This is a genomic window from methanotrophic endosymbiont of Bathymodiolus puteoserpentis (Logatchev) (assembly GCF_900128525.1).
Taxonomy (GTDB): domain Bacteria; phylum Pseudomonadota; class Gammaproteobacteria; order Methylococcales; family Methylomonadaceae; genus Methyloprofundus.
On the sequence record NZ_FQTQ01000136.1, the window covers coordinates 36,466 to 45,793 of the forward strand.

Here is a 9,328-nt window from a genome sequence, read left to right on the forward strand (position 1 = left end):
CTATCCGGAAATTACGGATAGTTCAATAAGTAGGACAGTGTGGCGTTCAATCTCGGCAATGGGCAGCGGCGACATTAAAGCAACACTTGGTCGAGCATTTTATTTTATTAAAGGATTAGTTAATGATCACTGAAGACCAATTAGAACAACTCTGCCTCGATTGGTTTCAATCTATCGGTTATGACTATGTGTCAGGCTATGATATTGCCCCAGAGGGCGTATCGCCTGAACGCATTGATTATCGGCAGCTTGTTTTGCATGATCGTTTATTACGTTGTTTAACGGTTATTAATCCACATATCCCAGCCGATGTCTTAGAGCAAGTGGCGCGGCAAGTGGCTAAGCCTGCCACATTGAGTTTAATTAAAAATAATAAAGCCTTGCATCAATTATTATTACAAGGTGTGAAAGTTGATTTTAAGTTAGCAGGCAAAGACACAACGGATTATGTGCAATTAATAGATTTTGCCGGTGTCGAAAATAATCAGTTTTTAGTGGTTAATCAATTTACTATTACCGGCACGAAAGGCAATCGCCGCCCTGATGTCATCGTATTTATTAATGGTTTGCCATTGGCCGTGATTGAGCTAAAAAATCCGGCAGATAGCAATGCTGATATTTGGTCAGCTTATCAACAATTACAAACCTATAAAGACGAAATAGCCGATTTGTTTGTGTTTAATGAAGCCTTAGTGATTAGTGATGGTTTAAATGCGCGAGTGGGTTCATTAACGGCAAAAAAAGAACGCTTTTTACCGTGGCGGACTTTGAGCAGTGAAGATGACAAACCCTTGTTTGAATATCGCTTGGAAACCTTAGTTAAGGGCTTTTTTAAGCCGGAGTTGCTATTAGATTATATTCATCATTTTGTGTTGTTTGAGCAAGAGGGTGATAACACCATTAAAAAGATAGCTGGTTATCATCAATTTCATGCCGTGCGTGAGGCAGTCAAGGCAACGGTGATTGCCGCACAACCTCAAAGCGGAGTGGCAGAGTCGCGTGCGAATTATGCCAGTCATGTGGTGCCGGGTTCTGGTAAAGCAGGAGTAGTGTGGCATACACAAGGTTCGGGCAAGTCAATTTCGATGCTGTGTTATGCCGGTAAGCTATTGGCACAACCAGCAATGAATAATCCAACTATTGTGGTGGTCACAGATCGTAATGATTTGGATGGTCAGTTATTTAATACCTTTAGCATGGCAAGTGAGGCATTAAAACAAACACCGCTACAAGCACAAGATCGTGATGATCTGCGTGAGATATTGGCATCACGGCAAGCAGGCGGGATTATTTTCACTACAGTTCAAAAGTTTGCCTTACTTGCTGATGAGTTAAGTCATCCTGTATTAAGCGCACGGCAGAATATTGTGGTGATTAGTGATGAGGCGCATCGTAGCCATTATGGTGATAAGGCTAAGTTTAATAGCAAAACTGGGCAATATACGTTTGGTTATTCTAAACATTTGCGTGATGCTCTGCCTAATGCCTCGTTTATCGGTTTTACCGGCACGCCGATTTCGGCTGAAGATAAAGATACGCGTGCGGTGTTTGGTGATTATGTTTCTATCTATGATATTCAAGATGCGGTAGATGATGGTGCAACCGTGCCTATCTATTACGAATCACGCTTGGCCAAACTTGATATTAATCAGGCTGAAATTGAAGCGTTAAATGATGATGTTGAGGATGCCCTAGGTGAATTAAGCGAGGACGAGGAGGATATGGCATCGCGCGAGCAGACCAAATCACAATGGGCGACCTTGGAAAAGTTGGTCGGCAGCGCACCCAGAATGGAGCAAGTAGCCAACGACTTGGTGAAGCATTTTATCACTCGCACACAGGCGATGCCCGGTAAAGGCATGATTGTTTGTATGAGCCGTGAAATATGTGTGGATATGTATAACGCTATTATTGCCCTAAAACCAGAATGGCATGATACCGATACAGCAAAAGGCGCGATTAAGATTGTGATGACCGGCTCGGCATCGGATAAAGAAAAGCTACAGCCACATATCTACAATAAAGAAACCAAAAAACTGTTTGAAAAACGCTTTAAAGATCCCGACGATCCCTTACAACTGGTTATTGTGCGTGATATGTGGCTCACCGGCTTTGATGCGCCTAACTGCCATACCATGTATATCGACAAACCAATGAAAGGGCATAACTTGATGCAGGCGATTGCGCGGGTTAATCGGGTGTTTAAAGATAAGCCGGGTGGTTTGGTGGTCGATTATATCGGCATTGCCAATGAATTAAAGCAGGCATTAAAAACCTATACAGATTCTAAAGGGAAGGGCGCACCAACACTGGATACCAGAGAAGCGTATGCTATTTTGCTGGAAAAAATGGATGTTGTTCATGGCATGTTACATGGCTTGGATTATAGTGATTATCAAACTCATGCTCTGCAACTATTACCGGGGGTGATGAATCATATACTGAGCTTAAAAGACGGTAAAAAACGCTTTTTGGATGTGATGGCGGCGATTAATAAAGCTTATACCTTATGCGGCACGCTGGATGATGCCGAAGCATTAAAGAAAGAAATTGCCTTTCTGTCAGCCGTAAAAGCGGCTATTAGTAAGTTCACCAGTATTGAAAAACGACGTACGGATGAAGATAAAAATACCGCATTAAAACAAATTATCGACAATGCGATTATTGCGGGTGGTGTGGCGGATGTCTTTGAGTTGGTCGGCTTGGATAAACCCAATATTGGCTTATTATCTGCTGAATTTCTGGAAGATGTAAAAAATCTTCCCCAGAAAAACCTGGCAGTCGAGTTACTTGAAAAACTACTGCGCGATGAAGTGAAGGCCAGAATGAAAACCGATGTGGTATCCGAGAAAAAATATTCAGATCGGATCATGGAAACCCTGCGTAAATACCATAACCGTGCCATAGAAACCGCCCAAGTCATCGAAGAACTAATCACGATGGCAAAAGAAATGGAGGCTGATGCAAAACAAGCGGAAAAACTGGGGCTAAATGTAGATGAAATCGCTTTTTATCGCGCCTTAATTCAAAATGAATCTGCTGTACGAGAACTGGGTGATGATAATTTACGTGAACTTGCTAAACAGGTCACCGCACAGCTTAGAAAATCAACAACAGTGGATTGGCAGGTCAGAGATAGTGTACGCGCTAAACTACGCAATTTAGTGCGGCGCGCACTACGAAAATGGAAATATCCGCCGGATAAAGCCAATGAAGCGATTGATTTATGTATGCAGCAAGCTGAGGCATTGTCTGAGAGTTGGTCGGCAATGCCGGGATAGGTTTTGAGTGTTACCGCTTATTTTTGATGGGTGAAGCGTGGCGTAGGATGTTGAGGAAGGAAGCACATCGTTTAAACTACACTTTTATTTTAAGCAAAAAAAAGGTCGTAGAAGAAAACCTCTACAACCTTTTATTTATTTGGCTTTAGCATGGTGCCCAGGGGCGGAATCGAACCGTCGACACGAGGATTTTCAGTCCTCTGCTCTACCGACTGAGCTACCTGGGCTTGCTAAAGAGAGGCTATTATGACAACTATTCTTTTTCTCGTCAACACTCGCTAGAGAATATTTTATAAGTATTTTATAAAGTATTGAAAATATTTATTTTTATGGTATTTCAAGCAGGGCAGTGAGTGCTGTAAGTATAGCGGTTGAAGATGAGAGTGTGTTGTTGACATAATTTTGTCATAAAGCTGAATTATTAAAATGTACGCTCCTACATTTATAGTATAATTGAAAAATTTACATTTTCAGAGTTTGGATACTATGTCGGATACCAAAAAGGTTGTTTTAGCTTATTCGGGCGGTTTAGATACGTCGGTTATTTTAAAGTGGTTGCAGGATGAGCATGATTGCGAGGTCGTTACTTTTACAGCGGATTTAGGGCAGGGTGAAGAAGTCGAGCCTGCGCGCGCAAAAGCTCAATCTTTGGGTATTAAAGAAATTTATATTGACGATTTGCGTGAAGAGTTTGTACGTGATTTCGTTTTTCCTATGTTCCGTGCCAATACTATTTATGAAGGCGAGTACTTATTGGGTACATCCATTGCGCGCCCACTCATTTCCAAACGATTAATTGAAATTGCCAATGAAACGGGGGCGGATACGATTTCTCATGGCGCAACTGGCAAAGGTAATGACCAGGTGCGTTTTGAATTAGGTGCTTATGCTTTACGGCCTGATATTAAAGTGATTGCTCCTTGGCGTGAGTGGGATTTGAATTCCAGAAAGAAATTATTAGCTTATGCTAAGCAGCATGGTATTCCTATCGAAATGAAAAAAGGTAAGGTTTCACCTTATTCTATGGATGCTAATTTATTGCATATCTCTTATGAAGGTGGGATTTTAGAAGATCCTTGGAATGAGCCTGAAGAAGATATGTGGCGCTGGAGTGTGTCTCCTGAAAATGCTCCTGAGCAAGCGACCTATCTTGAGTTGACTTACCAGCAAGGTGATATTGTTGCCATTGATGGCGTTGCGCATTCACCCGCTGAAGTCTTGGCTAAGTTAAATGCAATCGGTGGTGCAAATGGTATTGGTCGTTTAGATATTGTAGAAAATCGCTATGTAGGTATGAAAGCCCGTGGTTGTTATGAAACACCGGGAGGTACGATTATGATGCGTGCCCATCGTGCAATTGAGTCGATTACTTTAGATAGAGAAGTGGCTCACTTAAAAGATGAGTTAATGCCGCGTTATGCGAGTTTGATTTATAACGGTTACTGGTGGAGCCCGGAGCGTAAAATGTTGCAGGCTATGATTGATCAATCGCAGTTAAATGTGAATGGTAAAGTCAATGTTAAACTTTATAAAGGAAATGTAACGGTTGTTGGGCGTATGTCAGATACCGATAGTTTATTTGATGAAGCAATTGCTACCTTTGAAGATGATGAGGGCGCATATAACCAACAAGATGCGGAGGGCTTTATTAAGTTGAATGCGTTAAGACTGCGCATTGCAGCGAAGAAATTAAAGTAGGTTAACAAGAAATCCTGTTCATTGTAAAGTGAGCGGGATTTTTTTTGTGATCTTTGTATAATAGAGTAATATTTTGTTTTAGGAGAAGGCTTTAATGAGCGACTTACGCAGGAAAACAGAAAATAATAAAGTGCGTAACATGGCCGTTTTGAATCCAGTTACTCAATTGAGTGTGTGGAAAATGAACCGCTTGGTATTGGCTATCATTATTAGCTTGATGGCTACCGTTGTTTTTATGGGTATGTTATTAATGCCTGAAAATGAAATTGTGCCGAAAACTACGCAAGTGCATAAATCTACTGAGCTATATAACGTACAGATGAATCCAGTGATTTCTGCTGAAGTGGACGCGTTGAAATCTCAGTTAGTTGGCTTAGTGAGTGGTTCTATTGAAAGTAAGTTAAATACGTTGGAAGAGGGTTTAAAGGCGGGGACTATTACTGAGATAGGTTTAGATACGATTGAGGCGTTAAAAGATGATTTGGTCGTGTTAAAAACGTATTCTGAAACGGGTGCTGGGCGTTTAATTGCACAAAAATATTTACAGCAAGCGAATAAGGCGGAGAATAAAAACTTGGCGCAAGAGGTTTCTCAGCTTAGAAGTATGATTTATTTTTTGATTACGTCTTGTGGCTTAATGGTTGCTGCTGTAGCTAGTGTTTGGGTGCGTAGAAAATATGCATTGATACATGACGTTGATAAGCAGAAGAAAATATCTTAAGGATCGTGCATGATCCTGAAATTATAACGTAGGGTTTTTGCTCACTGTCATTAAGTTAAGAGCAATAGAATATGAGGCGCAGTGCTTTAGCCCGTCTATGTAGAGGTGTATTAAAAGGCGGGCTAAAGCCACACCCTACAAAAAAGGCCGGCTCATGTGAAATGAGCCGGCCTTTTTTATGTGCTATTTTTTAAGCTTATTTGCTTAAGTATTTGTATACAGCTGCAATTGCTTCGTCTTCTGAGTAGCCTGCTTTTTTAACAGGGCCAACGGCCATAATAGCTGCCATTGCTTTAGGCATACCATTTTTTCCTTCTTTCAAAGTTTTAGCAAAGCTTTCTTCTGAAAGTTCGCCTGCTTTGATTAGTGCAGTTAGCTGCGGGTTAGAAGAGATGTCATGACAGGCACCACAACCACGACCGAAAGCGCGATCATAGATTTTTTTACCTACTTTCAATTCTTTGTCGGCAGAAGCTTGTGCACTTAGACCTAATAAAGCAACAGTTGAAACAGCGAGTAATAATTTTTTCATTTTGACCTCTTTTTATTATAAAAAACCATGTTTGCCTATTAGAATTGTTAAGGCTTGCACGATAAGGAAATCGATAAGTTCTAAATCATAAATAATTTAAACTGATTTATCAAACTTTTTGTATATTATATCAAAATATTATTATTTTCTCCAAAGTTGCAGATAACCATTTGAAGCAATGCTGTAAATTTTACGATTATTCGCAGAAAAAGTAAGTGCAAGTATGGTTGCTGCGGTTGGCTTCCAGAAGCTATCTTTTTTAGGCCGCCAATAGTTTATAATTTCACCGCTTCTTATATTCCACAAATCTATGCGCTGTGATACGCGGCCAGCAACTAGATACTTACTATTATCGGAAAAGGCTGCCGAAGAAAGCGTAATGAGTTTTGGGCCGAGTTGTTTATAGAGTTTGCCTGTTTGTGTTTTCCATAAACGAATAGTGCCTAAACCTTCATTAGTTAATGCATATTTGTCATCAGGGGAGATAGCAACTGTGGATAGTTTACTATGGTGCGACCAGCTGAACTTTTCTTCGCCGGTGTTTAAATCCCAAAGTTTTGCTGTTTTATCACTAGAGCCGGTAATTGCGAGTTGGTTGCTGGCGGAAATATCGACTTTAACAACAGGACTTTGATGTTTGAAGGCGTAGCGTGTTTGCCCGTGTTGCAGTGAATAGTAAATAGCTTTATCTGCTAAGCCGATCAGGGCGAATTGCCCATCTTTTGATAAAGTAATCGCATTGATATTGGGTAAGTACCAGACATTCATCAATGCACCGTCAGCAATACGCCACCAAGCAAGCGATTCTTTCTCAGCAGTTAAGGCATACTGTTCATTATCAGAGATTGCGGTGAATAAAATACCGTTCTTTTCATCGGTATGCTGCCAAGTGTGTAGTAGTTGTTTTGGTTTTAGCTGCCATAGGCTGGCATTTCCTCTTGTTGTCGAGCTGGTAAGAGCGAGGTTTTTAGATAAACTAGCTGAAAATACGCCTTCAGGGACAAGCTTATAAGTTCTGCTGGCTTTTGGCGTATTATCACAAGCGCCTAATAGTAAAGCGCATAGTAGAGGCGCTAGAAAGCATTTATTCATATGTGCACTTGTCCTCAGGGTGAAACCATTTTAGTTTGTCGTGCAATGCAACTACGGAGCCAATAATGATTAAGGTCGGTGGCTGAATATCCTGATTTTTTATCAAGTCCGGCATAGTTTGTAAAGTGCCGATAATAACACGTTGTGATTGGGTTGTACCTTGCTGGATAAGGGCAATAGGTAGTTTTGGTGATGCACCATACTGAATAAAGGATGCGCAGATATTGTCTAGCCCTGTAAGCCCCATATAAATAACAATCGTTTGGTTGGGTGCAACCAATTGTTGGTAATTAAGGTTAACAATATTGTCTTTTAAATGGCCCGTAATAAAAGTGCAGGATTGCGCGTGGTCTCGGTGTGTTAATGGAATGCCGCTGTAGGTTGCACAGCCTGATGCTGCCGTTATGCCAGGGACAACTTGGAAATTAATATTATGCTGTACTAAGGTTTCAATTTCCTCACCGCCGCGACCAAAAATAAATGGGTCGCCACCCTTTAAGCGTACAACACGCTTGCCCGCTAGAGCTAGGCGCGCGAGTAATTCATTGATAGATTCTTGTGGTAAGCTATGGTTATTTTTTTGTTTGCCGACATAAATTTTTTCTGCATCACGGCGCACTAAGTCAAGGATTTCAGGGGAAACGAGGCGGTCATAGACGACAACATCGGCCTGTTGCATTAAACGTAAGGCACGAAAAGTGAGTAAATCAGGATCACCTGGTCCAGCGCCGACTAAATAGACTTCTCCGATGACTTGATGTGTGTCAGAAGTATTCAATATTGCTGATTTTAGGCGTGCTTCAGCTTCGGTCTCTTTGCCTGAGTAGAAAAGCTCAGCAATAGAACCTTGTAAGGTTTTTTCCCAAAAAATACGCCGTTCTGAAGGTGGGTTAATATGTTCTTTAACTAAGCCTCGGTATTTTTCTGCTAATTGCGCTAAGCGCCCAAAGGCTGGCGGGATTAAGCTTTCTATTTTAGCGCGTAATAAACGCGTGAGTACAGGAGATGCGCCTCCTGAAGAGATAGCTGCAACAATAGGTGAGCGGTCAATAATAGCGGGGACGATAAAGCTGCATAGGCTAGGGTTGTCGACGACATTAACGGGGATATTGTGTTCTTCGGCTGTGGTGGTAACGAGTTTATTAATATTTTTTTGATTAGTCGCTGATATTATCAAGCGTTGACGATGAATATCTTCAGCTGTAAAGCTTCTCTGTATAATATTTAAGTCGTATGTATTCTTTAACTGACTCACTTGTGGGCTTATTTCTGGGGCAATAACAGTAATATCTGCGCCGGCTTTAGCGAGTAGCTCTATTTTTCGGGCAGCAATTTCACCCGCACCCACAACTAAGCAGGGTTTGTTTTTTAAGTTGATAAAGAGGGGGAAGTAGTCCATGGTTTATATTAATGACGCTAGGTTATCGTTCGCGGATTTTGTCTTAGGTGCTATTATATGCGCTCTTTTAAAAGCATGATTGAGAAAATTTAACATCAGAATGATTGAATTTAATATAGAAGTGGACGCGGTTGGTTTGCATTGCCCTTTACCTTTATTGCGTTTAAAAAAAGCGTTAAAAGATATGTTGTCGGGTGAGGTAGTGAAAGTGACAGCGACTGATCCAGCAGCACATTTGGATTTTGGTGTTTATGCTGAGCAAACGGGTAATGAGATTATTGAATATATTAAAGCCGGTGAGCAGCAAATTTTTTATGTGCGTAAAAAATAACTTGGCTGCCTGAAAATTAATGAGGTAGAGCGGACTTCAGTCCGCTTTTTGGCATATAAATATGTGTAACGGCAGGTAGGGAGCAATTAAGTTTTTAGCTGAAGTTTCCCAGTTTTTTTACACGAAGAAACATTAGTAGGTGCTAATTTTTGAAAACATTAGCATTACCTAATATACTCCTCCGTAAAATCACAATTATCTCTTTAAAAACAACCATTTACTGGTGAATGAGGCCTTAAAATACGGTATAATATATTATTCTAAGTAATTGATT

Annotated in this window: 7 protein-coding genes and 1 tRNA gene; 4 read left to right on the top strand and 4 right to left on the bottom strand. The window is 40.8% G+C overall.

Going from position 1 to position 9,328, the window contains the following annotated elements; all coding sequences use genetic code 11:
- Positions 1–122: 122 nt before the first annotated feature.
- Positions 123–3,281 carry a type I restriction endonuclease subunit R gene (locus BQ7314_RS11250; protein WP_174483794.1) on the top strand — a complete coding sequence of 1,053 codons (3,159 nt, stop codon included), beginning with the start codon at positions 123–125 and terminating at the stop codon, positions 3,279–3,281.
- Between the two features lie 151 nt (positions 3,282–3,432).
- On the opposite strand, the gene BQ7314_RS11255 is transcribed toward BQ7314_RS11250, so the two are convergent.
- A tRNA-Phe gene (locus BQ7314_RS11255) sits at positions 3,433–3,508 on the bottom strand.
- A gap of 259 nt (positions 3,509–3,767) precedes the next feature.
- Here BQ7314_RS11255 and BQ7314_RS11260 point away from each other — a divergent pair.
- Positions 3,768–4,979, top strand: coding sequence for an argininosuccinate synthase (locus tag BQ7314_RS11260; protein WP_174483795.1), 1,212 nt, complete (start codon positions 3,768–3,770; stop codon positions 4,977–4,979).
- A gap of 94 nt (positions 4,980–5,073) precedes the next feature.
- Complete coding sequence (locus BQ7314_RS11265; protein WP_174483796.1) at positions 5,074–5,700, top strand: hypothetical protein; 627 nt, start codon at positions 5,074–5,076, stop codon at positions 5,698–5,700.
- 196 nt (positions 5,701–5,896) lie between these two features.
- Here BQ7314_RS11265 and BQ7314_RS11270 read toward each other — a convergent pair whose 3' ends face one another.
- The 3 genes from BQ7314_RS11270 to cysG form a co-directional block, all read right to left on the bottom strand.
- A complete protein-coding gene (locus tag BQ7314_RS11270) occupies positions 5,897–6,232 on the bottom strand; it encodes a c-type cytochrome (RefSeq protein WP_174483797.1) in 336 nt (111 codons plus the stop codon).
- A gap of 141 nt (positions 6,233–6,373) precedes the next feature.
- The gene (locus tag BQ7314_RS11275) at positions 6,374–7,324 is read right to left on the bottom strand and encodes a WD40 repeat domain-containing protein (RefSeq protein WP_174483798.1); all 951 of its coding nucleotides are present in this window, start codon (positions 7,322–7,324) and stop codon (positions 6,374–6,376) included.
- Positions 7,317–8,723 (bottom strand): siroheme synthase CysG, encoded by a 1,407-nt coding sequence (cysG, locus tag BQ7314_RS11280; RefSeq protein WP_174483799.1) that lies wholly within the window; start codon positions 8,721–8,723, stop codon positions 7,317–7,319. The genes BQ7314_RS11275 and cysG overlap by 8 nt, the downstream gene beginning before the upstream one ends.
- A gap of 100 nt (positions 8,724–8,823) precedes the next feature.
- On the opposite strand from cysG, the gene BQ7314_RS11285 reads away from it, so the two are divergent.
- The gene (locus tag BQ7314_RS11285) at positions 8,824–9,054 is read left to right on the top strand and encodes a sulfurtransferase TusA family protein (protein WP_174483800.1); all 231 of its coding nucleotides are present in this window, start codon (positions 8,824–8,826) and stop codon (positions 9,052–9,054) included.
- Positions 9,055–9,328 lie beyond the last annotated feature (274 nt).